Raw genomic sequence first — 26,516 nt, forward strand, 5'->3', positions numbered from 1 at the left:
AGAACGTCGTGAGACAGTTCGGTCCCTATCCGTCGCAGGCGCAGGAAATTTGAGAGGATCTGTCCCTAGTACGAGAGGACCGGGATGGACGAATCCCTGGTGTACCAGTTGTCTCGCCAGAGGCACAGCTGGGTAGCTATATTCGGAGCGGATAAGCGCTGAAAGCATCTAAGCGCGAAACCGACCTCAAGATGAGATTTCCCACAGCGTAAGCTGGTAAGACCCCTGAAAGATGATCAGGTTGATAGGCCAGGTGTGGAAGCGCGGTGACGTGTGGAGCTGACTGGTACTAATAGGTCGAGGGCTTGACCTAATGATCGAAGCTCGAAGTCCGAGGCACGAGGTCCGAAAGGACGGAAGGCTGAAGACGGAGAACTTCGGGATTGCGAATGACTAGGTGAGTGGTTCAAATTCTAACGACAATTACTAGATATCAGCTCTGTGCAGTTTTGAGAGAACAGCATTTAAAGGTTAATACTTTTAATCTTGTTTTCTTTAGAAAACACTCGAATTCGGACGTCGTGCCTCGTGCATCGGACTTCGATTCGCATCTGGTGATCATGCCGGAGGGGTTCCACCCGTTCCCATATCGAACACGGAAGTTAAGACCTCCAGGGCCGATGATACTTGGGGCATAGCCCCTGGGAAAGTAGGTCATCGCCAGGTAAACAAGCAAAAGACTATCTCTCACGAGGTAGTCTTTTTGTGTTGTCTCAAGTATCAAACATCGAATGGAAGCCGGGGTTCCAGGTTTGACCGCCCTGGGAAGATCAACAAGGCGGGAATTGGTGATCATTTCCACTTAAAGGAGTCTATATATATGACAAAGCAAACCCGCGATAAGCCCCAGCGACAGTATACGAGGTTATGGAACAGAGTTTATCAGCTATTATTTTTGGGTTACTCAATAGTTCTTATTTGGGAGCTATTTCTTGGAAAATATCGTTCTCATGGCGGTCTTAGACGCTATAATTTAGCTCCTTTGAAAACAATAGCCCTGTATATTGAGAATTATGAAAGTTTTGGAGCAAGTATCATACTTATTAATCTGTTAGGCAATATAGTGGCTTTTATGCCGCTGGGATTTTTACTACCTCTGGCTTTTAAACGAACGGACCGATTGACCGTTATAACACGAATCACCTTGCTCACCAGTATTACAGCTGAAATCTGCCAATTTATATTTAATGTCGGAGGCTTTGATATCGATGATGTACTACTTAATACGATTGGTGGGGTATTAGGGTATCTAATTTACCGATTAGTACTCGGATGTAGGTTCAATGGAGAGGCAGATATTAGACATAAAAAAGTCCCCTCGCTAGGAGGGGGAGTGAAGGAAGGTAAAAATGAAAAGTAGATTTATGTAAACCGCTAAACTAGCGAGTTGTTATCCTACTCTAATTATTATAAACCATATTTGTTACCCTTCTATGAACTTTGTGTAAAGAATATGTTAAAGCTATCCAAATCCCGGCTGTACTTCAAATCTGGTTCTGAGAGGGCCTAGACGATGATAAAAAATAAAAGGCCATGGAGGTATAACCTAATTAGGTTATACCTCCATGGCCTTACTTCTATGTTATACATGTTTCGACAAAAAACATGCTCTTTCCAACTTGAATTTGTATTTAACATCTCGGTTTTCCATAGAAATATAATTCAACCTGTAGGAACTACCTGGAAATTTATTTATTTTAACCTGTAGTTTATACGGATGTACAAATACTGGAATAATCTTATAATAAGTCAGGAACTGTGCAGTTTAAGTAAATAATGGTAAGAGGATATTCAATCGAAAGAATGCCTTTTGAATTTAAGGTGCTAAATTAATATCTGTTATTGCAGAGGGGAAAAGACGCAGCAAGGGTCTTAACGTCGAATAGGATGAATATTTGGGACTAGCGTATTTAGTGTTAAGACAATTTAAGGGGGTGAAGGACGACTACGAGACGCCAATAAATCTGAATAAGATAGTCCATTGTCTAGAGCAGAGAAAACCTAAATATAGAGAGGAGAATTCATTACATGAAAAAAATGAAAAAAGCGTTAGCTTCATTAGCAATTGCTGGTATGGCGCTTACTATGATTCCATTTAATGCTTTCGCTGAGGGGACAGTCCCGACAGGTGCGGGAACTGCTACACAAATTGCGATACAAATCGCTGACCAAGGTGGTTCTTCACATACGACAACTCTTGACCAAATCGTGACTGAAATTATATCGTACCGTGGTTATCTTAATCCGAGTGAAAAAGCTTCCCTAAATGAAGCCAGAACAAACTTGTTGACTGCAGTACAAGATGGGACTTTAATCAGTGCCGCCGATGGACTTTTGACGGATCAAATAGTTGCAAAATTTCATGCAAAAGGTGTTACGAGAGCTGATGCAAAAGTGGCAATCATCAAGTCCCTCCTGGATTTTCAAGCGATTCACTATACTGATGACAACGCTACTATAGAAAGAGCACTCGTAAAGTTTAAAACCGAGAATGGGAAAACATTCAGAACGCTTTTCGGAGATGACTTTAAAATAGAATTATTCTATGGTTTCATGATGGCTACGCAAGATGAACTCCAAAAAGAGATCAAAAAAGAAATTAAGAAAAATCCATCCGTTATATTAGGCCTTGTAGGCAGTTCTAACACAGAAATCAAGGATAAATTAGTTGAATGGCTGAAAATAGCCTTGCACAATGTTGCAGATCCTGAAAATAGTAAGTACCACGTCTTTGATCAAAAGCTCGCAGATATTGGCTGGAATATAGATTTACTTGTTGATACGCAACGTCAGGTAGGGGCGGTCATTGACCCATCGAATGCGGCTGAAAAAGCAGTGGCAATGTCTGTTATTCGCTCTCGAATCCAATGTAAAATCAACGGTACTATCTGCGATCCCTTGACGCCTTTGGAATTAAAAAAAGGTAATAATAAACTTAAACTTGTTCTTTCTGTCAAAGGGATAGATACTGGTGCATTTAATCTTGCAGGCCTGCTTGCTTGGAAGACCGATAATTCAGCGATTGCGACTGTTGCCGAGGATGGCTCTTCAATTAAAGCCGGTACTACAAAAGGTACAACAGTGATAACTGCTTATAGAATGAATGATTCACAAGTAGAAACGAACGAGTTAATTAAGATCACAGTAGTTGTAAATTAATTGGGATTTGCTCAACGCTTGTATTACACTCGCTGAAGTTGCGGGAGAAGACATATGGATTATACAGAGAGTTGGGGATTCCAGCTCTCTGTTTTTAAGTTAATCTTTTCAAGACAGAGATTTCACTCAAACTTATTGAAATTTGAGCAAATGTTTAAGGGGGATACGACATGCGTAAAAAATGGCCACGGCTATTCTACACAAGCATGGCTATCAGCTTAGCAATCGTTTTAGGGTTTTTAGTACAAATGTGCTCCGCCGCGACGGTGACTCCCTCAATATCCAGTTTCAGTGCAACAGCAGTCACTCGCTTAGGAGGGATAGACCAATATGAAACCGCAGCAAAAATTGCCGGGCAAGGTTGGGCAGGAACTTCGGATGTGGTTGTCCTTGCAGCGGGCATGGCGCCTAATTTAGTGGATGCCTTGGCGGCAGGGCCATTATCTGCTAAGCTTGAGGCTCCATTGATTCTTACGGATGGGGGAAACCAGCTTAATGCTTGGGCGAAACAAGAACTTCAACGTCTAAAACCTTCAAAGGCCTTTATCATTAGCGGAACGGCTGTGATTAAGCCGTCGGTCTTAGTAGAACTTAAGGAAATGGGAATCACCCCTGTTGAGCTGGGTGGGTATGATCAATACGAAACATCGGTAAATATTGCTAAAGAAATGATCAACCAGGGAGTGCAAGTTTCTCAAGTCATTGTAGCCGCTGGGTGGACGTCTTCTGCGGATGCCTTATCGATTGCTGCTATCGCCGCAACTCAGGGCATACCCATAATGGAGACCACCTGTGACGCCTTGCCCCCCTCGGTTAAATCGTTTTTGGATAGTCTTTCCGGCATTACAGATTCTTATGTCATTGGTGGCATGGCTGTTGTAGGTAATACTGTGCAAGCCCAACTTCCGGGAACAACTCATCGTTATGCTGGATTGACCAAATATGATACAAATATTGAGGTCCTGAAAGGGTTTAAGGATGTTCTTCAGAATGAAAAAATCTACGTGGCTAATGGAGAAACCTTAGTAGATGCCTTGGCTGGAGTGCCATTGGCGGCTCAGAGCTCCTCAGCAATTCTCTTGACCGATCAGACGTTACCTACGACATCCTGCGACTATACGTTACTGAATGTACCCACTGAAGTTATAGCACTGGGTGGACAAGCTGTCGTGCCCCAGAGTATCTTAGAGTATGTGATGTCAACTCAGCCAGCTCCTCTGCCAGGATCTACACAGCCGACTATTAAGGTTCTTAAGATTCAAATGCATACGGTTCCTTCATACAACTCAGATGAAATGAGTAATGGCTCAACCGTTGACATGAGTGGTGCTCCGGATACGACTCAAGTGACTGGCTTTAGTATCACCGTTGACCAGTATTGCGACTTGCAATTGGATGGGATCGATAAAACCATTCCTCTTTCAGGAGGACAAGCTACCCTAGTGAACCTTGATGACTTAATTGCAGGAACACACGGTGGAAATGGGATTAGCTTAAGAACATTTAGAGCGTTTTACGGCAAGAGTGTTACAATTCAAGGGGAGCTCAAAAAAGATGGCAACGTCGCTGGAAATCTTTTGATGACGATAAAGCTCTAGGCAGATCGAACATGTTTTGCGGGACTATTTTGGGAGGTCGACATGGAAGAGAAAATTGAATTACGGCAGTATTGGGACGTGCTGCGAAAACGTTGGATGATCGTGGTGGCCTTGCCGCTCATAGCGGCACTCACCAGTGGAGTTATTAGTTTTTTTGTGATTAAACCAGTTTATCAAGCTTCAACAACGCTGATCGTTGGAAAGAAAGCTTCGGAGTCTGGCCAAGCGGCAGTACAAATGCTCGATAATAGTGTACTTCAAGCTAACCAACAACTTGCTAAAACTTATGCAATGATCGCGCAGAGTCGTACCGTCGAACAAAATGTGATCACGGATTTAAACTTGCCACTGACAGTCGAAGGGCTCGACAGTATGATCTCAATAAATCCAGTAAAGACCACGGAAATTTTGGAAATCCAAGTGACCAATACAAACTCTGAGCTGGCAGCCTCGATTGCCAATACAATGGCGCAAGAGTTTTCTAAAGCTGTTATTGACATCAAAAAAGTGGACAGTGTAAGCATTGTGGATACTGCAGTGATCCCGGATAAGCCCATTAAGCCAAGTAAAACCCTGAACGTACTGATTGCCTTTGTTGTGGGCCTTATGGCTTCTGTTGGACTGGTCTTCTTACTGGAATATCTGGATAACACTGTAAAGACTTCGAGTGATGTCGAGAAGCTTTTGGGGATTCCAGTACTGGGCATCATCCCAGACTATGAAATGGGAAAATAAGGGCAAGAGGGGGAGATTTGATTGGCATATTCATTAATTACCTTAGAGCAAACAAAATCCCCGATCTCAGAGGCCTATCGGGCGCTCAGAACAAATGTCCAGTTTACGAGAGTGGATTCAGAGTCTCAAAAAATAATGGTCACGAGCTCTGGTCCTCGTGAAGGGAAATCTCACACAGTCGCTAATCTTGGGGTTAGTATGGCTCAATCGGGAAAATCCGTTCTGATTATCGATGCTGATTTGCGTAATCCCACTCAGCATAAACTATTTGGGTTGGATAATGGAGAAGGGTTATCGGTTTCCCTGGTTCAGGATCAAGACTATCATAAATATATCAGGGAAACGACTGTGCCCGGTGTCATGGTTCTCCCGGCAGGTCCCGTTCCGCCAAATCCTGCAGAGCTTGTCGGATCCAAACGGATGAAACGCCTGATCGAGGAAGTCAGTGAGCAATTTGACATGGTCCTCATCGACACTCCTCCCATTATTGCAGTTACAGATGCCGCGATTCTTGCCCAGGAAGTTGATGGAGTCATCTTAGTCTTAGCCTCAGGGGAAGTGAACAAAGGTTATGCGCAAAAAGCCAAGGAACAGCTGGATAAATTGGGGGTCAAGATCCTCGGGGCTGTTCTGAATAAAGTGGACCTGAATACCAACGAATACTACCATTACTACTACTATAACGCTTCTGACGATACTGAGAAGAAACATAACCGTCATAAAGCCCGCTAAAGCAAATCAGCCGCAATCCCACACATATCTTTTTGGCGACATTGTTTCGTAAATACTTTAAGATTGCTAATCTAAAGATAATCAGCGGAGTAGAACGTCATAAATACACAGATTCGCATAATATTTTCCCAAATAGGAGGAATTTATGAATAAATGTCAAATCTAAAGGAAAGGGGGAATAAAAATGAACTTTGACAACATTGCTGAATTAGTTCACGAATTAGCCAAAAATCCAAACCGTAGCTCAGTAATAATACCACAGTTAAAATCTAGCCGTGAAATTACTAACTGCGAATTGGATGCAATAACAAAGGTGTTCTCGAATGAAGAATTGTCGGGTAATTCCTTAGCAGCTAGAATGTTACCGACTCGTTTTTGGTTCTAGGGGCCAGGTGATCATGAATATGGACCAAATTATTGCGAAGGAAATAAAACTGCTTTTAACTGAATCAGGGCTTAGCAAGGGTGTAGTAAGCATAATTAATAGTTGGCTTGATTCCAATTTTAGAATCAAGGGAAGGTATGGATGGGCCCAATTAACGCTTATGACTTGCGATTGCACTGGGGGGTTCTTAGAAGAAGGCCTACAAGGAGCAGTTGCTATGGAACTCTACGCCTTGGTAGCGGATATTTTGGACGATATTCAAGACCAAGATAACAACGAACTTCCCTGGCGTAAAGTTCCTCCTGCGCAAGCGATTAATTTAGCTACTTGTATACTAGTTCTTAGCTACAAAGCCCTTTCGACTTTATCTAATCGCCGTCACTTCGAGGATGTAAGCAAGGTTCTTAACCAAATGGGGTTACAAGCGTGTGATGGCCAATTTCAGGAGTTTTTGAATGACAGTAAAGAGAAAATTTCGCTTGAAGAATATTTCGAGATTATTAAGAAAAAGTCAGGCGGCTTAACTGCTAGTGCCTGTAAAATTGGGGCGATCTTAGGAGGCGCTGAACAAACACTTGTCGACCAGTTTGAACAATTCGGGTTGACATTAGGTTTAATAAGTCAAATCAAAAATGATTTCCATGATTTTTTAAATTTGGAAACAAAAAGTGATTTCGTTAAGCGAAGGAAAACTTTACCGTTCGTTTATCTTTTATATGTTCTTAATGAGATAAAAGCTGAAGAGTTTAAACGCCTTAGTTCTTTGGCGATCATAGGTTTAGATCAATTCGGTCCAAAAGAAAGAGGACAGTTAAGAGAATTGGTTGTAAATGAGGGGACTATTCATTATTGTTCGGTGATTCACGAGATGTATAAACAACGTGCGATGGAGATTTTAGACGGTATCCCGATTTCGGAAAAAAGTAAAAAGAAGTTGATTCAGCTTGTTGGATAAAATGTATAGGCGGCTAGCATTTCGAATTGCTAATGCCGCCTTTATTATAGTTTGCCTTGTGTATTTTACTGTTCTAGTCGGGCACCCATATGTAGGTCTTGGCATTGAAAGTAGGGAAGGAGAATGGAACGTTACTTTTAGTGATCCCCATGGCGAGGGTTATCGATTGGGGATTCGTGTAGGGGATATGGTTTTAAAAATTGATAACGACGACCCAGGAAAGTATCCTTCTACTGAAAAGTGGGGTGAGATAGAAGGAGCCTCAACGATTACCGTAAAAAGTTCTGGAGAGCCGATTAGAGTTGTCCAAATAGCTAAACCGCCTTTAACATATACATTGCTAAGTGAACTCCCGATGGCGGCTCTAGGATTTATCTTTTGGCTGGTAGGTCTTGTTACAGTATTTAAGCGACCTTTCCTAGTACAAGCTCGTGCTATATTCTGGTTAAATTGGCTCGTCGGATTAGTCATAATTTTAGCCCCTGCCTCAAGTCGTGGATTGATATTGGCGAGGGAACTTGAGGTAATCGGTTTCTCGATCGTACCAGTCCTATTGGTGAATTTTGTTTCTGTTTTGAATAACACACTTAATAGATTAAATCGACTTATAATTTGGGTCTTATGCCTAATTTCTGCACTTGTAGTTACGATTCTAATTTTAAAAGGGTTAGGAGCTGTTTTTGCGGTTGTAGAAATAAGAAAACTGGCGCTAGCCAATGGGCTGATCGGTACCGTTACAGTTTTATGGAATTTAGTTAGACTTGTTAAATTACCCACTGATAAACCCGAGAAGAACCAGGCAACTATTGTGTTTGCAGGATTAGCAATGGGGTTGTTGCCTTTTATTATACTTACAGCGATTCCAATCCTCCTTGATATTGACTTTCTCGTTAATCCTAAGATTAGTACTCTCTTTATTGCGATTGTTCCGATTACCCTTAGTTATGTTGTCGTAAATGAGAGCTTGCCGGATGGTCGTAAGTTCTTTCACTTTATTATTAGTTCTTTAGTTTCTGGTATTCTAACAAGCTGGTTTTTTACTTGGTTTTTACTGCTAATAGGTGTTATTAAAAAGTTAAAAAGTGAGACTTATCTATTAGTGTTGTCTTTAATCATAATGGCACTATTCATCTTTAATCTTTTTAAAGCTTTATTACATTATGCAATTGATATGATCCTTGGTACGGATGGGAATTCTAGAATTGAAAATAAAAACGTTGAACTAAATGGAAATCCGTCTTCTGTGAATGAAGCTTTAATAGTAGAAGAGTTAGTAAAGCAACTTGGGCTTGAAGGCGCCTTTGTTATAGCAGAGGATATGAAAGGTTGGTACACAAAAAGTGCTGTAGGACGATACCTTGGAAATACAACAGAACAAGCAATCATGGAGGATTATTACCGAACAGCTAAAAGCACAAGTCATTCCATTAAAACTTTTTCTAGCGATTTTCCTGTGGAGATGTATATACCCTTTGTTTCTGACGATTTTACATGTGGAATGTTCCTAGGCCATCGTCGTTCCCATATCAGATTTCAATCAAATGAGATACTGCTGCTAACTTCGGTGTGTTATCAAATAGGTCAACGCCTCAAAGCGATCCGTTTCATAAAGCAATTGTCTAGGGAAATAAACGTAATGGACAAAAAGTCTCGGGAATCACAACGAAGAAGCCAGGGACTGGAAGTAATCAATCGATTATTGTTTAGTAACCTCGAGGAAGAAAAGAAAGTTTTAGCGCGGGAAATACATGACGGATCATTACAGATAGGCTTGGATCTAAACCGGAGGATGAAGGAATTAATTGCGAATTTTTCGACTGAGAATAATAGTTTTTATACTGTCTCAGTTATGCAGGATATGATAGAGGATTTGAATTACGAACTTCGTTCAATATGTAGTAATTTACGTCCATCCTCTTTGAGGGATTTGGGTCTTATTCCTGCAGTCGAGGTTCTGTTTCAGCAAATCATGCAAAAAGAGCTTTTAGTAATATTTCTAGAAGTAATAGGAATGGGTAGAGAACATCGGTTTAAAGAGGATATTGAAGTGGTAGCATTTCGCTTTTTGCAAGAAGGAATTAATAACGTTGTGAAGCACTCAGGTTCGACCAAAGCAAATGTCACCATTACCCTGGAAGATGAGAGACTTGAAATGATCATTAATGATTCCGGTAAAGGGTTTGACCCCCAGAAGATCGCCGATTGGTCTCTAGTGGGCAATCATTTCGGAATAATTGGAATGAAAGAAAGAATAGAAAGCTTAGGTGGGGAGTTTTATATTACTTCAAATATTGATCATGGGGTAACGCTTAAGGCTTCTATTCCTATTTAAAGATTATAATGAGTAATGGTTAGGCGAAGTTAGTGTAATTATCAGGTAGACATGGGGATGCTAGTAGAGGAGGAATTATTATGGTCTCTGGCTCGGAGAAGACTATAAGAGTGGTAGTAGTGGATGACCATACACTCTTTGCGGAAGGTACTGTAGCATTGCTATCTTCTGAGCCTTATATTTCTGTAGTGGGAACTGCTAAGAATGGACGTGATTGTTTAAAAATAGTGAAGACGGAATATCCGGACGTGGTATTACTTGATATTAATCTTCCGGATTTCTGTGGCACTGATTTAATAGAGAAAATTAAAGAGCTAGCTTCAAATGTCAGTATTATTATGCTTACTGGACAAAACCCAGAAGAGTATGTTAATGACTCCTTAAATAAAGGTGCCCATGGCTTTCTTCTTAAAGACTGTTCAAAAACGGAAATGACTACGGCAATAATACAGGCCTCTAGTGGTAAGTACTATTTTTCCCAAAATATGGCCCAATATCTTAGATCTGTGATTGTTGGCGAAGAGATTAGTACCAATATTATAGAGGCCGAAAAAATCCATGGTACATCACTTACTCCAAAGGAAATAGAAATAATAGACTTGATTGCCCAGGGCTTGCGCAATAGAGAAATCGCTGCCACGTTGGGCATTAAAAACCGCACTGTGGACTTCCATGTTAGCAACATACTGTCAAAGTTAGGCGTTAAATCCCGTTTAGAAGCTGTATTGATTTATACAAAAGACAAAATGGAAAGCGCTAAGATTAGTTAAGAGAGTGATCTAAAATTGAATGCAAAAGAGTCACACATGATGTGTGGCTCTTTTGCATTCTGCTATCAATTTTGAATTAACCTGTAGGAAATACCGTGGAATTTATTTATTTATCCTGTAGCTTACACGGATGTACAAATATTGGAGGCGTCTTATAATAAGTCAAAATAGGGGAAGTGGTTCACACCTTTTACATCACCAAGGTGACATTAGGCCTTAAATAGAGGAAGAGAGGGGTGCCGGATATGAAGTTGATACCGTCAGGGGGTTCAGGGAAAACACCGCTATTGGATCATATATCGGAATGTAATCATATGGTACTCTTAGCGGATTCCACGAGAAGAATACTTCATCTCCAAGGGGGTGAGAGAAAATGTTAAGAGAATACGGGGCCATATTAGATGATATTTCCCAGTTAGTAGATTTAATTGTCCTTGGTTTAGGGTTTTTCTTTACTGTGGGGCTTTATCAATATAAACATGCTATGCCTGGGAGTGCTTGGGAACAATACTTTCTTATATTTTTGGTTTACAGCTTATGCTGGATGATTAGCTCTAACATTAATCGAGTTTACCAGTCTAGGCGATTTATGTCCGCAGGTTTGGAAACCAAGCAGCTCATTAAAGCGCATGTAGTTACCTTTGCCATAACCATTGCGTCCGTTACATTATACGAGCCCTCGTTGATACATAACCGATTTGTATTTTACTTTGAGGCTACAGCGCTGTGTCTCACGTTAGGTGTACATTTAATGGTTCGACTGATGCTGCAAGCTTGGCGTACGATAGGAAGAGATACACGTTATGTGCTAATCCTTGGTAGCGGACAAGCTGCTCACTCCTATTTAGATAAAGTCAATGAAAATCCTCAGTTGGGTTACAAAGTGGTCGGTTATTTAGCCCCTGAACGCAATGGTCTGGAGATACCTTACTTAGGTGATTATTCAAATCTCCAAACCGTAATAGGTATGAAAATAGTAGATCTTACGGTTATCACAGCACCATTGTCAGATGAACGGGTGAAGAATTGTCTTGAATTACTGGATCTCATGGGGAAAACATTAACGGTTCTACTTGATGAGACAGTAGCTAAAGTTGCTCGGAGTAGACCGATTGATTTTGGTGGACTTCCGATGGTTACCTATGATGGTCGTCCAAGACTACCTGTGCAGGAATTAGCCAAGAGGGGCATGGATGTTGTTCTTACGGGTATTAGTCTTGTAGTTATAAGTCCGATTCTGTTGGCAATTGCGATCGCTATTAAAGTTTCATCTGAGGGGCCGGTTTTTTTTCCTCAAGAACGTGTGGGCTTAAATGGTCGGATCTTCAAGATGTATAAATTCAGATCGATGGTTGTGGATGCGGAAAAACTTAAGTCCAAGTTAGCTCATCTTAATGAGATGAGTGGACCGGTGTTTAAGATTACAAACGATCCTCGGGTTACTCCGGTCGGAAGGTTTTTAAGGAAGACGAGTTTGGACGAGTTGCCACAGTTATGGAACATATTCTTGGGCGAAATGAGTTTGGTCGGACCACGCCCTCCATTGCCGAGTGAGGTTAATATGTATGATCCGAAGCATCGAAAGAGGTTGGCAGTTAGGCCGGGGATTACATGTATTTGGCAGATTAGTGGGCGGAATCAAGTAGATTTTGATGAGTGGATGGAAATGGATGCAGAGTATGTGGAACGATGGTCGTTATGGATGGATTTAGCGATATTGGCAAAGACGGTGCCGGTAGTGTTGGTGGGGAGAGGAGCGAGTTAATAAGTAACATGAAGAGCATTAAAGAAAAAAACAAATCAAAACATTCTTTAAATATAAATAATAGCGACACAAGAAAACCAAAGGTCTGTCTTGTATCCTCATCGGGCGGTCATTGGGAGCAGCTCCAAAAGCTACAGCCTCTCATTGATAAATACGATGGTTTCTTTGTAACCGAGAAAACGCAGTTTGAAGCCAAAGCAAAATATTTTATGTTACAGACGGATTTGAAAGATAAGCTGATGCCTTTCAAGATGCTCTATAATGCTACGAAAACATTGATGATATGGATAAGAGAGAAGCCTGATTTCATTATAACAACTGGAACCATGGTTGCTTATCCTTTCTATTTATTAACCGTGTTATTTCACAAAAAATTTGTTTTCATAGAAACCTTTGGCAGGGCAGACATGCCAACCGTGGCCGGTCTCAAAATGGAAAAGCATACAGATTTATTTATTGTCCAGTGGGAGACCCAGAAGAAATTCTATAAGAGTGCAATTTACGGGGGGTGTCTGTATTGATTTTTGTATGCGTTGGTTCCCGGAACTACCCTTTCAATCGCCTATTCGTGAAGTTGGACGAGTTGTGTGAAGTGGGAATCATAAAGGAAGAAATATTTGCTCAGATTGGTACTTCTACCTATCAGCCAAAACATTTTGAATACAGGGATTTTCTTTCTCAAGAGGAATTTCAGGAAAAAGTGAATGCAGCGGATATCGTCATAAGTCACGGAGCATCCGGCTCCATTATGAAAGCCTTAAATGCAGGAAAGAAAGTCATTGCTGTTACTAGGCTTGAAAAATACGGTGAGCATATCAATGACCATCAAATACAAAATAATGAAGCATTTGCAGCAAACAAATATGTGCTTGCGGTGTTTGAGCATGACATGGAGGATTTAGGGGCAGCAGTGCAAGCTTATTATGAGGGTACGGCTGATGTTGTTCCTTGGAAAAATAAAGACCCGATGGCGATTGTCAATATGATTCAGGAGTTTATTCAGGAGAATTGGTGTGACTGATAAAGAGGCAGGGAGAGCTGAAAGTAAGCGTGAGTATTGGTTAGATGTTGCAAAGGGAGAAGCAATTATAGCTGTAGTGATGGGGCATGTGGTTGCGTCTTATCATAATTCAGGGCTTCTGTTAGAGGCCACAGGATTTAATTTTGTACATAGTTTTATTGCGAGTTTTCAGATGCCTTTGTTCTTTGTTATTAGTGGTTATCTATATCGGGTAACTGATCAACGGGACGTTACCCTAGGGAACAAGATAGGTAAAAAGGTGTTAAGTTACGGTATACCATACATTATATTTTCAATTGGTTACTGGATTTTGAAAGCATTTACATCAGGCTATGTAAATACGAAACTAGATATTTCTGACTTGATTTTAATTCCAGTGTATCCCATCAGTTTCATGTGGTTTATCTACGCTTTGATGGTGATTACCATAATTGCTATTCTGTTGGACAGCCGGAATTATAATAAAAAAGTAATTTTAGCGGTCAGTTTTATCGCCATGTTGATATTGCCTTATATAAGTAAGTTAGAGATTTTAAGTCAGATTAATTTTACTGATACGTTTCTATATGATGTATTAAAATGGTTCTTTTATTTTTACTTAGGTGCCCATGCAGGAGCTTCCTTTATAAAATGGCTTGAAGTTAATAAAAAAAATAATACCATGTTCATTTTAAACGGAATAGCGATGGTAGCCCTGGTGATTATTAGCTTTAATTTTGTACAGATAAATTCGCTTTCAATTATTGGTGTGATAAAAGCATTCTTATGTATAACTTTTTTCCTACAGCTGAGTTATCGAATCGTTCAAAATAAAATACTTGAACACATTGGAAAGAATTCATTTCCAATTTATCTAATACATGGAGTTGTAATAGCAGCCACCAGGATAATTATGGATAGACTTGGAATTTTAATTGCAGGGGGGTGGAGCCAGTTATGTATATGTACGATAGCCGGAACCATTCTTCCATTAATGTTATATAAGATATGTCAGAAAATATGGGTTATAGATTTTTGCTTTTATCCTAATCGGTATCTTGGCAGCGATAAGTATCAAAATAAGTGAGATTGACATTATGATATGATTGATGAGTTTATTCAGGTAAATTGGTGAGGTTGAGTGTCATGAAAAGAATGAGTTGGAAAGAAAAAATAAGAATCATCATAAGACTTAGTCTATCAAACTCTGGCAGGAAAAAGGCGAATTATTTAAAGGAAAAAGGGATCTTCAAGGCATTTGGTGACAATAACTTTTGGTATTCTCGCATTATACCAGCTGATCCGCATTTAATTACTATTCATGATAATGTAAAAGTAGCAACTGATGTGTATTTTTGCACACACGATGTATTACATGATTTATTTAATGATGAATGCAAACTTCAGAATTCTTCGGTGAGGTATAAGCGATATAGTGGAGAGATTGAGTTGCTTACCAACGTTTTCATCGGAGCCAAGTCCGTTATTATGTACGGGGTGAAAATTGGCCCAAATGCAATTGTAGCGGTTGGCAGTGTTGTAACAAAGGATGTTCCAGAGGGATGTGTCGTTGGTGGGAATCCCGCAAAGGTTATTGGTAAATATGAGGATGTAGCTTCAAAACGAAAGATTTGGTCTCAAGAAAATTAAACCCATTATCTTAATAGAGTTTGGATTTAAATATAAAGTACAGTTTGAGATAAGCGAAGGGGTGAATTATGAATTTTGTAGTATTAGAAAATACAGGGAAAAGATTATTAGAACAGTTTCCATTTGTTAAGCGTTCATGCAAGAGAGTTTATCAGCTCGGCATGTATGCATTATCAAATGAGAAATTTAAATCAGAAGGCAAAGTGATTCGAGTATCACCGGATGATAAATATGAATATTTCTTTGGTTATTACGATAAATCCCCGTGGGACATTACCGATAGATACATGATTTGTTTAAAAGTGCGACAGGCATATACGTCAGTGGCTCCGAAAGACGATGCAGAGATTATTCTTCTTGATACAAAGAACGGTAATAAGCCATACAAAATCGCTGCGACACATGCTTGGAATGTGCAGCAGGGCTGTATGGCACAGTGGTTGGGGCCGGACTTCTCCGAAAGAATTATCTATAATGATTTCAGAGATAAAAAGTACTGTTCCGTCATTTTTAATGTTAAAACGAAGTCAGAAGAAAAGGTTTTACCCTTACCGGTATATAGTGTTTCTTCAGAAGGAACATTTGCTTTGAGCCTTGACTTTTCAAGATTACACAGGCTAAGAAAAGGATATGGCTATACCAACCAGCCAGATGTGACAGAAAAGGAATTATGTCCTGACAAGACCTGCATCTGGAAAATGGATTTACAAACTAGTGAAGTCATTGAAATTCTGAAATATACCGACTTTGCAAACTTCATACCTAGAGAAGAAATGAAAGGGGCAGAGCATAAAGTAAATCATCTTATGATTAGCCCAGATGGTGAAAGATTTATGATCCTGCATCGCTGGTTCAAAAGAGGCAAAAAGTTTACCCGGTTGATTACTGCCAAATGCGATGGATCTGATATGTACAATCTGAATGATGATAATTTTACTTCCCATTGCTATTGGAAGAATAGTAACGAGATTCTCTCATTTATGCGTAAGTTTGAGACGGGTGACCACTATTATTTAATGAGAGATAAGACAAAGGAATATAAACTATTTTGGCAGGAACTGAATACAGACGGACATTGCAGCTATTCTCCTAATAGCAGTTTGATAGTGACTGATACATACCCTAACAGAAAGCGTCTTGCATCGGTATTTATCTGCAAAGAAGAGAGTAATGAAGCAATGAAAATTACCAGGGTTTTTGCTCCATTTCGTTATGATAACGATGTGCGTTGCGACTTACATCCAAGATGGAATCATGCTGGTGATAGCGTATGTATTGATTCGGTACATGAGGGTAAGAGAGGATTGTATATAATTCCCATAATTAATCAATTGTAAAAACTAGCCTGAAAATAGGTTAAAACAGAATTACAGTGTAATTCTATTACTACACATCAAAGCGGAGGAATGCAATTTTGGGCCCTACATCAAATGCTTTGCACAAATCTTATGTTAGTGTAATTATACCTTGTTATAATGCGGCCAAAACATTACCATGGACACTAAAATCACTAGAGAATCAATCTTACAAAGACTTTGAAGTGATAATTATTAATGATGGCTCTTCTGACAAAATTCATGAAGTTGTAGATAATTATCTGAATCAGTCATCTTTGAATATTAGATATATTGAACAAAGTAATTCTGGGGTAAGTGTAGCTAGAAACAATGGATTAAAAAATGCTAATGGTAAGTATATATGTTTCTTAGATGGTGATGATGTTTATCATAGAGGATTTTTAGAGTTAATAGTTAAATCAGTGGAAAATAATAATATTGATGTATCTTTTGCCTATTTTGATAGAGATATAGAAAGTGTTTTAAACAAAAAAGAAGTCGATAACAAAACAACTTCAATTATTAATATAGCCGATATAATGAAAACTTTTATGTATGAGAAAGAAAATATCCATTTTGGCGGATTTATATACAAAATGGATATAATCGATAAGTACAATATTAGTTTTACAGCAGGAACAAAATACGGTGAAGATTTAGAGTTTGCTTGGAAATATCTGACTCATTGTAGTAATGGAATTATCATAAAAGATAAGATGTATGGTTACTATAATAATCCTTTATCAGCGGTGAATACTGTTAGTTGGAACAAAACGGATTTGGTTGAAGCTATGATTAGAGTGAAACAATATATGTTAGATGAAAATTGTGATTACGTTCACAATTTTAGTGGTTATATGTTACCTCGTACAGTATGGACGACAGCTAAAACCTTTGCTAAAGGGAAACGAAGGGATCTATTTAAAAAATTCGCAACAACTTATCCAGTAATAAAACATATGAAAAAATTAGCTATGGGAGCACCGAATAGATTACTTCGAATTTCATCAGCTCTATATTGCTTAAATTTATGGGTTTTTTATTATACGATCATTGTTGTTTATAAAAATAACAACAAATGAGCAATTGCATTATAACAAAATATTTCAAAGCATGAGGTAGCTATAAATATGATCGCAAAAGAACAATTAAATAATAAAACCAATAGAATAGATATTATGATTATGATATTAATTATTGCTGTTTGCATGAGTGGTGGAACACTAATACTATCATATAGAATATATTTAATTTGGGCTGCTGCTCTTTTGATGCTTTTTAAATTAGGAAACACATTTATATATATAAACAGATGTTTTATTATTTTTATGATACTTACAATTTGGATGGGGTTAGGAATCACATATACACAGGATATGGTTGCAACAATAAAATTTTTAAGTATTTATCTTAGTTGCTGTCTTATATTGGCAAGACCATTTGATGAAAAAATATATTTACGAATTATGAAGACATTTGAAATAATAGCAATAGTTACCGCTATTTCAATTATCATATCCGTATTTATACAAGATATGATACCGAATTATTTTATGTTTTTATTATCTAGAACGTATGAACAAACAATAATCGAACTGCAGACAGGATCATATTCGGGTTTTATCGGAGAACGTGGCGAAGCGGCCGTTATCATAAATGTAGCTTTAGCGCTAACCTGGGGCAATTATTTTACAAAATCAGCCTCAAACAAGAAAATGCTTCCATTGATGTTTATTTTTTATATAGCCTTAATCCTGACAGGGAAAAGAACTTTGTTTGTTATTTCAGTGATTATTCCAATATTTTTTATTATGATTTCAAAACAGGGTAAACGGAAAATTTATATTATTGGTGCTGCGATAGTTTTAGGGATTACTTTATATTTGTTATCCAAAAATATAGATGCGTTGTATAATCTGTTTTTGCGTTTTCAGGATAGTGACGATTATTTGACGATGAATGGAAGGGAACGATTATGGGAGGTTGCCATTAATATGTTTAAGGATAGACCAATATATGGAAGTGGAATGGGGAGCTATAATACAATTGCAAATGATTCGGGGATTCGATTTGGAAATGGAGATATTTGGATATATCAAGCCCATAATGTATATTATCAAATATTTGCTGAAACAGGAGTAATCGGAGGTACTATCTACTTAAGTTTATTGAGTTCTGTTTTTATGAGTGCATTTAAGTTATTCAAACGATTAACAGATTTATCGGTTATTCATCAAAGAATGCTATATTTCATAATATATATGCAACTTCTGATTAGCATATATGGTATTACAGGAAACTGGATATATTACCCAAATCAAATTATGATACAGGTAGTTATATTATCTATGATAATTTTCTTGATCCATACTTATAAGGAGAAATTACATCAATAGTATTTTAGGCAACTGAAAAGAGGTATTATCATGAGCAAGAAAATTGGAATTCTTACTTTCCACAAGGCGGTAAATTATGGTGCTGCCTTACAATGTTTCGCCTTATATCGAGCAGTAAAAAGTACAGGTTGTGATTGTGAAGTGGTCGATTACTTATATGATAATTATAAATGCAATAATACATTTCGAGGAAGGCTTTCAGGTGGTTTTAAAAAAATAATAGAATATATATTGATGTATCCTACACGTTCTATTCGTAAGAAGAAAATTGAAGAATTTTTAATGCGAAATACTACATTATCAGAAAAATTATATACGCCCCAAAACATTGCAGATTCAAATCAAATTTATGATAGTTTTATTGCTGGTAGTGACCAGATATGGGATTTAAAAAAAACAGGGAATGATCTAAATTTTTATTTATCCTTTATAAAGGATGCCAAAAAGAAAAACTCTTATGCTGCAAGTTTGGGTGAGATTACACCTTCGGTGAAGGAGTGCTTAAGGCGGCAGCTTATGGATTTTAACCATATCTCTGTTCGTGAAAAAGATTTGCAAGAGGCGGTTGAATTTGAAACAAAGCGAACTGCAGAATTGTTAATAGATCCAACGTTTTTGATAGATAAAATTGAATGGATGGAGCACGCTGTCACTCCGAAGGAAAATAATTATATTTTGGTTTATACTTTAGCAAAGTCTCCCGATTTATTTTCGTTTGCAAAACAACTTGCCAAAAAAACTGGTTTAAAAATCATATATTTGTCAGTTAGAGCAGAAAGACCTCTTCACACAAAGATTGTTTCAACTGCTGGTATAGGCGAATTTTTAGGATACTTTAGTAAGGCAAACTATGTTCTTACAAATTCATTTCACGGTACTGCTTTTTCCATTATCATGGAAAAAGAGTTCTTTATTGGTTTGCATAAAGAAACACATATGGGTAATGCACGACTGGAAACATTACTCGATAAATTTGGGTTAAATAATCGTTTACTTGAAAATAATTTGGAGTTAGATTTGAACAAAACCATAGATTATGAAATAGTACGTTCACGGATCAAACAAGAAAAAAAGTATGCCTTCACATTTTTGAATAAGATTATTTCTAATATAGAATAGTATTCGCTTTGTCTTAGAAAAATAGTTTGAGTAGTTTTGGAACAAGTAGTGAGGATTAAAGTAGATGCTTAATAAAATATTAAATAAGCTTAAATTGTCAATAAATGTGAGAAATGTCGCAAAGATTAGCAGTGGAACAATGGTCGGTCAAATAGTTTCCTTTATTACATTACCAATTTTTACTCGAATATATGGTGTAAAGATCCTTGGAATCTGGGCAACGATGTATTCAATATCAATTATTATAAATTCATTTTCAGACTTAGGGTTAACAAATGCTATCATGATTGAAGAAAGTGAAGAAGATACATTATTAATCTATAAAGTGGTTTCTACAATTGGAGTGATATTGAGTATTCTTTCTGGTGTAGTTATTTTTATTTACAATAACTATACAAACCCCTCCTCTTATACCGAACATTATATAATTTCACTTATGATTATAATTATTGCTTTTACTTTTCAGCAGACACAAATATGCTATACATGGCTTAATAAAAAAGGTCAGTACAATATATTAATGAAAAACCCCATTATTAACAATGTATTTGCAGGTGTAATTGCTATTGGTATGGGCATGATGGGGCAAATTACATACGGATATTATATCGGTATGATACTTGGGCAAATTGTAACGCTAATTCATTTAAAACGATATTCGCCTAATGAAATATTTCTGTTTAACATAAAGGAATTTTATAGAATAGTAAAATTAAAACGTGAGTTTGTAATTTATCAAATGCCTACGAATATTATTACACAGGTTAAAAACCAACTCCCTATTTTGTTTATCCGGGCATTATTTGGAGCTGAAATGGTAGGGTATTATTCGATTTCGGTAAAAATCCTAAATATTCCAGTTAATTTGCTGGCAACAGCAATTGGCCGGGTTTATTATCAGTCAATAGCGTCGATGAAAGATGATGTTATTGCAATTAGTAATTTTACATATAGAAACTTAAAAAGAGCAATGAATATGGCGATATTTCCCATAATATTACTATATTCCCTCTCTGATGTGCTAATACCTATGGTACTGGGTCCCGAGTATGTCATTGCCGGTGATATGATAAGAATTGTTGTTTTTAATGCATTTTCCACTTTTATGCTGTTGTCATCACGGGGACTTGCAATTGTATTAAATAAACAAAAGTACCCAATGATTTCGACAATTATTCAATTAATAGTCTGTGCGCTTAGCTTCATAGCGGGTTATTATGTTTTTGACAGCATCTACATAGGTTTAGCATTGATGTCTGCTTGCGTTTTTTGTATACAAACATGTTTTTTTTGTGCACTATTTAACACAATGAAGTTCTTGTGGTGGAAATATTTAAAGAACATATTAGTTTCACTTTCAATTATTGTTTGTACATCATACTTGATACGTTTGTTCTTGTTGTTGATCGGTGTGCTAAGTACACTTTAATTTGCCCAACAAATTCTCATTACTGATAAATGAAGGGAGAGAATGATTAGTTGAAAAATAATAAAGATATAAAATCTAAAAAAATTATACTTTTTAGTCAAAAACAAATGTGTTGTGGGTGTGAAGCTTGTGTAAGTGTGTGTACAAAACAAGCAATTTCTATGAAGAGTGATGATTACGGATTCATCTATCCATCAATTGATGAAAAACTTTGTATTTATTGCGGAATTTGCAAAAAAGTATGTGCCTTTCAAACTATAGTCGAAGAAAATGAACCAAAAGGTTGCTATGCAGCGTGTAATAAAAATGAAATTCAGTTGAGTATTTCTTCGTCTGGTGGTGCATTTTCGGCAATTGCAACAGATTTTTTAGAAAATGGAGGCGTGGTATTTGGAGCAACGCTGGAGAAAGAATGTAATAATACAACAGATGGTGAAATGAAACTTGTACCTAAGCATGTAGCAATACACGAACTTAAGGATATGGTTAAATTGCAAGGCTCTAAGTACGTTCAAAGTTACATTAGAGATACTTATAAAGAGGCAAAGAAGTATTTATTAGAAGGACGTCGGGTTTTATTTTCAGGCACACCTTGTCAGATTGCTGGTCTTAAAACATTTTTATATAAAAAATATGAAAATTTACTTACCGTTGACATAATTTGTCATGGTGTTCCTAATGCGGATTTTTTTAAAGCATATTTGTCATTGCTTGAAAAAAAAATGGGTGGAAAAATCGTTGATTTTAAATTTAGAGATAAAACAAAAGGTTGGGAATCGATGATTGGTAAGGTTACTGTTCAGATGAAATGGGGGGGAGTAAAAACAAAAACGGTTTATGTTGACGAATCCTCCTACTATAACTTATTTCTCAAAGGTTTAATTCATAGAGAAAGTTGTTATGAATGTAAGTATGCCTGTAGAAACAGACCCGCAGATATAACGATCGGTGATTATTGGGGAATACAGCATGAACATTCGGAAATTTTATCAGACACTAAAGGGCCGTATTCAGTGGAAAAAGGTATTTCTTGTATTGTTGTAAATACTACAGATGGAATAAAATGGATTAATAAAAACAGGAGTCGACTACATCTGGTTGAATCTAAGTTTGAAAAAATTGGTTATAAGAATGGGAATTTATATCACCCATGTACAAAACCACAGATAAGGGAAAAAGTAATGGATATTTATAGTAAACAAGGGTATGTAGGTGTAGATAAATTCTTTTATAAAAAAATGGGAATGCAAATTTATTTAAAGAAAATTAAAAATCGTATTCCACCTAACCTAAAAAAAGTAATTAAAAATTATGTAAAAAGTTGTTAATGGATCTTGAATATAGATAAATATACTCTCAAATTGGAAAAATCATCGATATAAAAGGAGAACAACTATGGACAAGATAGCATTTAAAACACTATCTCCACAAACCCAAGCCCCCAAGGCTATACCCCACCCACTTAACATAGCAGTAGCAGGGACAGGATATGTTGGCTTAGTCTCAGGCGTATGCATGGCCCATAGAGGACATCAGGTAACTTGTGTTGATATTGATGTAAAGAAAGTAATAAGGATGCAAGAAGGCTTTTCCCCAATTTACGAACAAGATTTAGAGGAATTAATGTATCTTAATAAAGACAGATTAACTTACACTACCGACTATAAATCAGCCTATAAGAACGCTGACGCCATCTTTATCGGAGTTGGAACACCGGAACAACCGGACGGTTCTGCCAACCTGTCATACATAGCAACAGTCGCAAGACAGATCGCTGAAACAGTTGAAAAGGACTGCCTCGTTGTGGTAAAATCCACAGTCCCTGTAGGCACCAATGACAAGGTGGAACAATTTATTCAGGACTTTCTGCCAAGAGACGGTGAGAATGATAATGTTGAGAAGAATAAGAAGATAAAGGTCGAAGTAGCAAGTAACCCAGAGTTCTTAGCCCAAGGTACAGCGGTGCGCGATACTTTGGAGGCGGCAAGAATTATCATCGGCACAGACAGCAAAACAGCCGAGGAAACCTTGATGAAGGTCTATGAACCCTTTGGCTTGCCTATCGTATCCGTGTCAAGAAGGTCCGCCGAGATGATTAAATACGCTTCCAACGACTTCCTCGCGTTAAAAATATCCTATATGAACGACATCGCTAACCTTTGTGAATTAGTGGGCGCGGATATACAGAACGTGGCCAAGGGGATGGGATTCGATAGCAGAATAGGTAATAAGTTCTTAAATGCCGGTATTGGCTACGGTGGCAGCTGCTTCCCTAAGGATACGAAAGCCCTGGATTATTTGGCTAAGCAAAATGGCTATGAGCTTAGAACGGTTAAGGCTGCTATTGATGTGAATAAAGACCAGAAAATACTCTTATATAAGAAGGCCTGTCAGAGACTCATTACTTTTAATGGCTTGAAAGTGGCTGTGCTGGGATTGACATTCAAGCCGGGAACAGATGATTTAAGAGAGGCTCCATCTTTAGAAAATGTGCCTTTGTTGTTAGAACAGGGAGCAGATATTTATGCGTATGATCCTGTTGGGATTAATAACTTTAAGAAGGGATTTCCTGAGACCAGTACAGAGGAGGAGGGGGAGCATGGCAAGGGTAGATTAAAATACGTAGAAAGCGTTGAAGAAGCGCTCCAAGGCGCTAACGTCTGCTTTATCTTTACAGAATGGGGAGAAATTAAAACTGTGAAGCCGGAAGATTTTAAGAAACTGATGCGCACCCCACTTGTATATGATGGAAGGAATATTTTTGGTGTGGAAGATATGAGGGAAAGCGGCGTGGAATATTACTCTATAGGTAGGAAGTAATCTGTCACCCGATAGAATAGGATGAGTGGAGGGCATTCCATCTTAATAAAAGGAGACGAACTAACATGATTGAAGGTTATAAACAATTAGACCCCAGTAATGCCTATTTAATCACCGGTGGTGCTGGATTCATCGGATTTTTCCTGTCTAAGAAGCTGTTGGAGCATGGATGCAGAGTCGTTGGAATTGATAATATGAACGACTATTATGATGTGAATTTAAAGTATAGCAGATTGAAACAGTTGGAAGGATATGACCGCTATACCTTTATCAAAGGGGACATCTCTGACAAAGACACTGTCACGAACGTCTTTGAAGACTACAAGCCAAACATTATCATGAATCTGGCAGCTCAAGCAGGAGTTCGCTACAGTATAGAAAATCCTGATTCCTATATTCAGAGCAACATCATCGGATTTTATAATATTTTAGAGGCCTGTCGTCATAACTCGGTCGATCATTTAGTCTACGCATCCTCCAGTTCCGTTTATGGAGCGAATACGAAAGTACCGTTCTCAACCGATGATCAGGTCGACAATCCCGTTTCGCTTTACGCGGCTACTAAAAAATCAAATGAGTTGATGGCGCATACCTATAGCCAATTATACGGCATACCTTGCACAGGATTGCGGTTCTTCACTGTTTACGGTCCGATGGGAAGACCGGACATGGCCTATTTCGGTTTTACTCAGAAGATATTAAATGGCGAGCCAATTCAGGTGTTTAACTATGGGGACTGCTATAGGGACTTTACCTATATCGATGATATCGTTGAATCTGTGGCAAGAATTTTGTGCAATCCACCTGCTAAAAGAGTTGATAAGGACAGTATCCTAAACGGTATACAATATGCAGTCTACAATATTGGAAACAATCAACCAGTGCAACTGATGGATTATATCGTTGCACTGGAAAAAGCGCTAAGTAAGACAGTCAGTAGAAGGATTGTCGCTAAGAAAGAGTTCTTTCCAATGCAGCCGGGTGATGTTAAGGCCACCTATAGTGATAGTTCACCTTTGGAGAGGGATTTTGATTTCAAACCGAGTACAAGTATAGAAGAAGGGTTACAGAAGTTCGCTGATTGGTATGTTGAGTATTATAAGGTGAAGTAGGAGAGTACTAAGTATAAAGGAGCATTGAACTGATGAAAGTTGGAATCATGTCTATGCAACGCATAAAGAATTACGGTTCTTTTCTTCAAGCGTATGGGCTAAAAATGACCATTGAAAATCTAGGGCATGAAGTTGTATTTGTAGATTATAAGATTGAGAAACCCATTGTTCCTTTTAGTACTGAAAAAGGGGTTATCTATAGAATTGCGTGTAAAGTTTACCATATTATAAGGCGGATAGTCTTCAAGAAAAAAACATTGGCTGGCCTCTTCGATATGAAATATTTCGCTATGCTTGGTCTAAGCGAAATAAGAAACTACAGAACCAAAGTCGATGTCTTGGTGATTGGTAGTGACGAAGTCTTCAACTGCTTGCAGACAAACCGTAATGTAGGGTATTCAAAGGAGCTGTTTGGCAAAGACAATAATACTTACAAAGTAATAAGTTATGCGGCCAGCTGTGGATATACGACACTTAAGGGACTTAAGAACTATGGTATTAACTCTGAAGTGGGAGAGCTGCTTAGGGTATTCTCTAATATTTCCGTGAGAGATAACAACTCATTTAAAGTAGTTAAAGAGCTAACTGGTATACCTCCCGTTATAAATGTTGACCCAGTTATTATTTCTAATTTTGATAAATTGACAACACCGCAGAGCGGGCTCAACAATTATATACTGATTTATGCTTATGAGAATCGAATCAACTCTGAAGTTGAGATAAAGGCAATTAAGCGATATGCAGAAAAGTACAACAAAAAGTTGGTTTCCGTGGGAACGCATCAAAAGTGGACGGACATAAAATTTGAAGCTGATCCGTTTGAACTTTTAGCATATGTGAAAGGTGCAGACTATATAATAACCGATACATTCTATGGGAGCATCTACTCCATCAAATATAATAGACCGTTTGCGACTATCGTACGAGAAAGCAATAAGCAAAAACTCAGAGATTTGTTACATAGATTTTCTGTTGAAGATAGAGAAGTCAGAGATATGGATAAGCTGGAAGAAATTTTGCAGAGGCCGATAAATTTTGAGAGAGTTAATCGTATCATCAGCGTTGAGACAGAAAAGTCCATCAGATACCTAAAGGAAAATATTAGGGTAACATGTGAAGAGGGACTAAAGGATTATATGGAAAAACAAATAGATGGAGGTAATAGGGAAACAGACTTAGTAGGTGGATTGTTATTAAATACACATATACAAGTACTAAATGA

General features: G+C 37.9%; 22 protein-coding genes, 2 rRNA genes and 1 pseudogene. All 25 read left to right on the top strand.

The features are described from left to right. Window positions 1-313 (top strand): 23S ribosomal RNA (locus JL57_RS12760); the annotation flags it as partial. A 237-nt stretch (window positions 314-550) separates the two neighbouring features. Next, window positions 551-666 (top strand): 5S ribosomal RNA (gene rrf, locus JL57_RS12765). Between the two features lie 154 nt (window positions 667-820). Then, the gene (locus JL57_RS34320) at window positions 821-1,360 is read left to right on the top strand and encodes a VanZ family protein (protein ID WP_291300030.1); all 540 of its coding nucleotides are present in this window, start codon (window positions 821-823) and stop codon (window positions 1,358-1,360) included. 668 nt (window positions 1,361-2,028) lie between these two features. Further along, window positions 2,029-3,159, top strand: coding sequence for a hypothetical protein (locus JL57_RS12775; protein ID WP_034142436.1), 1,131 nt, complete (start codon window positions 2,029-2,031; stop codon window positions 3,157-3,159). Between the two features lie 170 nt (window positions 3,160-3,329). Beyond that, window positions 3,330-4,757, top strand: coding sequence for a cell wall-binding repeat-containing protein (locus JL57_RS12780; RefSeq protein ID WP_291300031.1), 1,428 nt, complete (start codon window positions 3,330-3,332; stop codon window positions 4,755-4,757). 42 nt (window positions 4,758-4,799) lie between these two features. Further along, window positions 4,800-5,492 carry a YveK family protein gene (locus JL57_RS12785; RefSeq protein WP_034142437.1) on the top strand — a complete coding sequence of 231 codons (693 nt, stop codon included), beginning with the start codon at window positions 4,800-4,802 and terminating at the stop codon, window positions 5,490-5,492. Between the two features lie 21 nt (window positions 5,493-5,513). After that, window positions 5,514-6,224, top strand: coding sequence for a CpsD/CapB family tyrosine-protein kinase (locus JL57_RS12790; RefSeq protein WP_034142438.1), 711 nt, complete (start codon window positions 5,514-5,516; stop codon window positions 6,222-6,224). Between the two features lie 184 nt (window positions 6,225-6,408). Then, window positions 6,409-6,609 carry a hypothetical protein gene (locus JL57_RS12795; RefSeq protein ID WP_034142439.1) on the top strand — a complete coding sequence of 67 codons (201 nt, stop codon included), beginning with the start codon at window positions 6,409-6,411 and terminating at the stop codon, window positions 6,607-6,609. A gap of 19 nt (window positions 6,610-6,628) precedes the next feature. Then, window positions 6,629-7,564 (top strand): polyprenyl synthetase family protein, encoded by a 936-nt coding sequence (locus JL57_RS12800; RefSeq protein ID WP_291300037.1) that lies wholly within the window; start codon window positions 6,629-6,631, stop codon window positions 7,562-7,564. Then, on the top strand, window positions 7,554-9,896 hold the full coding sequence (locus tag JL57_RS12805; RefSeq protein WP_291300032.1) for a sensor histidine kinase: 2,343 nt from the start codon (window positions 7,554-7,556) through the stop codon (window positions 9,894-9,896). The genes JL57_RS12800 and JL57_RS12805 overlap by 11 nt, the downstream gene beginning before the upstream one ends. Before the next feature lie 80 nt (window positions 9,897-9,976). Further along, the gene (locus JL57_RS12810; protein WP_034142441.1) at window positions 9,977-10,666 is read left to right on the top strand and encodes a response regulator transcription factor; all 690 of its coding nucleotides are present in this window, start codon (window positions 9,977-9,979) and stop codon (window positions 10,664-10,666) included. A gap of 373 nt (window positions 10,667-11,039) precedes the next feature. Then, on the top strand, window positions 11,040-12,431 hold the full coding sequence (locus tag JL57_RS12815) for a sugar transferase (protein ID WP_034142442.1): 1,392 nt from the start codon (window positions 11,040-11,042) through the stop codon (window positions 12,429-12,431). Continuing rightward, the gene (gene pssD / locus JL57_RS12820) at window positions 12,365-12,952 is read left to right on the top strand and encodes a PssD/Cps14F family polysaccharide biosynthesis glycosyltransferase (RefSeq protein WP_291300033.1); all 588 of its coding nucleotides are present in this window, start codon (window positions 12,365-12,367) and stop codon (window positions 12,950-12,952) included. Before JL57_RS12815 ends, pssD begins: the two co-directional genes overlap by 67 nt. After that, on the top strand, window positions 12,949-13,452 hold the full coding sequence (locus JL57_RS12825; RefSeq protein WP_034142443.1) for a glycosyltransferase: 504 nt from the start codon (window positions 12,949-12,951) through the stop codon (window positions 13,450-13,452). The genes pssD and JL57_RS12825 overlap by 4 nt, the downstream gene beginning before the upstream one ends. Beyond that, the gene (locus tag JL57_RS12830; RefSeq protein ID WP_034142444.1) at window positions 13,445-14,518 is read left to right on the top strand and encodes an acyltransferase; all 1,074 of its coding nucleotides are present in this window, start codon (window positions 13,445-13,447) and stop codon (window positions 14,516-14,518) included. Before JL57_RS12825 ends, JL57_RS12830 begins: the two co-directional genes overlap by 8 nt. Before the next feature lie 59 nt (window positions 14,519-14,577). Beyond that, window positions 14,578-15,081 carry a DapH/DapD/GlmU-related protein gene (locus JL57_RS12835; RefSeq protein WP_291300034.1) on the top strand — a complete coding sequence of 168 codons (504 nt, stop codon included), beginning with the start codon at window positions 14,578-14,580 and terminating at the stop codon, window positions 15,079-15,081. Window positions 15,082-15,149: 68 nt separating this feature from the next. After that, complete coding sequence (locus JL57_RS12840) at window positions 15,150-16,418, top strand: hypothetical protein (protein WP_034142445.1); 1,269 nt, start codon at window positions 15,150-15,152, stop codon at window positions 16,416-16,418. Between the two features lie 77 nt (window positions 16,419-16,495). Continuing rightward, window positions 16,496-17,500, top strand: coding sequence for a glycosyltransferase family 2 protein (locus JL57_RS12845; protein ID WP_034142446.1), 1,005 nt, complete (start codon window positions 16,496-16,498; stop codon window positions 17,498-17,500). Between the two features lie 48 nt (window positions 17,501-17,548). Continuing rightward, the gene (locus tag JL57_RS12850; RefSeq protein WP_034142447.1) at window positions 17,549-18,814 is read left to right on the top strand and encodes an O-antigen ligase; all 1,266 of its coding nucleotides are present in this window, start codon (window positions 17,549-17,551) and stop codon (window positions 18,812-18,814) included. A 30-nt stretch (window positions 18,815-18,844) separates the two neighbouring features. Then, window positions 18,845-19,933 carry a polysaccharide pyruvyl transferase family protein gene (locus JL57_RS12855; protein WP_034142448.1) on the top strand — a complete coding sequence of 363 codons (1,089 nt, stop codon included), beginning with the start codon at window positions 18,845-18,847 and terminating at the stop codon, window positions 19,931-19,933. A gap of 64 nt (window positions 19,934-19,997) precedes the next feature. Further along, window positions 19,998-21,362: an oligosaccharide flippase family protein gene (locus tag JL57_RS12860; RefSeq protein WP_034142449.1), complete on the top strand. Its 1,365-nt coding sequence runs from the start codon at window positions 19,998-20,000 to the stop codon at window positions 21,360-21,362. A gap of 50 nt (window positions 21,363-21,412) precedes the next feature. Beyond that, entirely contained in the window at window positions 21,413-22,690 is a 1,278-nt protein-coding gene (locus tag JL57_RS12865) for a Coenzyme F420 hydrogenase/dehydrogenase, beta subunit C-terminal domain (protein ID WP_291300035.1), read from the top strand. Window positions 22,691-22,757: 67 nt separating this feature from the next. Then, window positions 22,758-24,182 carry a UDP-glucose/GDP-mannose dehydrogenase family protein gene (locus JL57_RS12870; RefSeq protein WP_291300036.1) on the top strand — a complete coding sequence of 475 codons (1,425 nt, stop codon included), beginning with the start codon at window positions 22,758-22,760 and terminating at the stop codon, window positions 24,180-24,182. A gap of 65 nt (window positions 24,183-24,247) precedes the next feature. Next, entirely contained in the window at window positions 24,248-25,294 is a 1,047-nt protein-coding gene (locus tag JL57_RS12875; RefSeq protein ID WP_034142450.1) for a GDP-mannose 4,6-dehydratase, read from the top strand. Window positions 25,295-25,347: 53 nt separating this feature from the next. Further along, a pseudogene (locus JL57_RS34325) lies at window positions 25,348-26,205 on the top strand (polysaccharide pyruvyl transferase family protein); the annotation flags it as partial. Between the last annotated feature and the right edge of the window lie 311 nt (window positions 26,206-26,516).

The sequence above is a fragment of the Desulfosporosinus sp. BICA1-9 genome, assembly GCF_000802135.1.

Excerpts from the sequence above, each read along its gene's own strand:
- JL57_RS12775 (WP_034142436.1), top strand. The coding sequence starts at position 2,029 with ATGAAAAAAATGAAAAAAGCGTTAGCTTCATTAGCAATTGCTGGTATG.
- JL57_RS34320 (WP_291300030.1), top strand. The coding sequence starts at position 821 with ATGACAAAGCAAACCCGCGATAAGCCCCAGCGACAGTATACGAGGTTA.
- JL57_RS12785 (WP_034142437.1), top strand. The coding sequence starts at position 4,800 with ATGGAAGAGAAAATTGAATTACGGCAGTATTGGGACGTGCTGCGAAAA.
- JL57_RS12810 (WP_034142441.1), top strand. The coding sequence starts at position 9,977 with ATGGTCTCTGGCTCGGAGAAGACTATAAGAGTGGTAGTAGTGGATGAC.
- JL57_RS12875 (WP_034142450.1), top strand. The coding sequence starts at position 24,248 with ATGATTGAAGGTTATAAACAATTAGACCCCAGTAATGCCTATTTAATC.
- JL57_RS12835 (WP_291300034.1), top strand. The coding sequence starts at position 14,578 with ATGAAAAGAATGAGTTGGAAAGAAAAAATAAGAATCATCATAAGACTT.
- JL57_RS12800 (WP_291300037.1), top strand. The coding sequence starts at position 6,629 with ATGGACCAAATTATTGCGAAGGAAATAAAACTGCTTTTAACTGAATCA.
- JL57_RS12840 (WP_034142445.1), top strand. The coding sequence starts at position 15,150 with ATGAATTTTGTAGTATTAGAAAATACAGGGAAAAGATTATTAGAACAG.
- JL57_RS12860 (WP_034142449.1), top strand. The coding sequence starts at position 19,998 with ATGCTTAATAAAATATTAAATAAGCTTAAATTGTCAATAAATGTGAGA.
- JL57_RS12855 (WP_034142448.1), top strand. The coding sequence starts at position 18,845 with ATGAGCAAGAAAATTGGAATTCTTACTTTCCACAAGGCGGTAAATTAT.
- pssD (WP_291300033.1), top strand. The coding sequence starts at position 12,365 with ATGGATGGATTTAGCGATATTGGCAAAGACGGTGCCGGTAGTGTTGGT.
- JL57_RS12780 (WP_291300031.1), top strand. The coding sequence starts at position 3,330 with ATGCGTAAAAAATGGCCACGGCTATTCTACACAAGCATGGCTATCAGC.
- JL57_RS12870 (WP_291300036.1), top strand. The coding sequence starts at position 22,758 with ATGGACAAGATAGCATTTAAAACACTATCTCCACAAACCCAAGCCCCC.
- JL57_RS12815 (WP_034142442.1), top strand. The coding sequence starts at position 11,040 with ATGTTAAGAGAATACGGGGCCATATTAGATGATATTTCCCAGTTAGTA.
- JL57_RS12795 (WP_034142439.1), top strand. The coding sequence starts at position 6,409 with ATGAACTTTGACAACATTGCTGAATTAGTTCACGAATTAGCCAAAAAT.
- JL57_RS12850 (WP_034142447.1), top strand. The coding sequence starts at position 17,549 with ATGATCGCAAAAGAACAATTAAATAATAAAACCAATAGAATAGATATT.